General features: G+C 69.0%; 1 pseudogene. It reads right to left on the minus strand.

The window, feature by feature from the left end:
• Positions 1-127: 127 nt before the first annotated feature.
• Positions 128-562, minus strand: a pseudogene (locus FOE67_RS27875) (Crp/Fnr family transcriptional regulator); the annotation flags it as partial.
• Positions 563-594 lie beyond the last annotated feature (32 nt).

Consider the following 594-nt stretch of genomic DNA (forward strand, 5'->3'; position numbering starts at 1 on the left):
GCGTGAGGGAGGGCGACAGCTTCCCGACGGGCGGGGCGGGACCGGCCGTGTCCTCCCGCGGGAAATCGGGAGCCGGGCAACCGGTGCCCGACGCCCCGGATTTCCCCCATGAATTCGCGGAACGGGGTCAGCGACCGATTTCCACGTCCTCGAGGATTCCCAGCGCGTCGGGAACGAGGACGGCCAGGGAGTAATAGGCGCTGACCAGATAGGACATCACGGCCTTGTCGTTGATGCCCATGAAACGGACCGACAGACTCGGTTGGTACTCGTCCGGAATGCCGGTGCGGTGCAGACCCACCACGCCGCGGTCCTGCTCACCGGTGCGCATCACCACCACCGAGGTGGTGCCCCGCTCGCTCACCGGGATCTTGTTGCAGGGCAACAGCGGCACCCCGCGCCAGGAGGGCACCGACCGACCGGCGTACTCGACGGTTCCGGGGTGGATGCCGCGGGCGGTGCACTCCCGGCCGATCGCCGCGATCGCCTTCGGGTGGGCGAGCATCACGGTGGGGTCCTTCCACACCGTGGCCAGGAGTTCGTCGAGGTCGTCGGGGGTGGGCGCTGTCGCTTAGACACACCGGACACTGCCGC

The sequence above is a fragment of the Streptomyces calidiresistens genome, from assembly GCF_014141525.1.
In the GTDB taxonomy this organism is placed as follows: domain Bacteria; phylum Actinomycetota; class Actinomycetes; order Streptomycetales; family Streptomycetaceae; genus Streptomyces; species Streptomyces calidiresistens.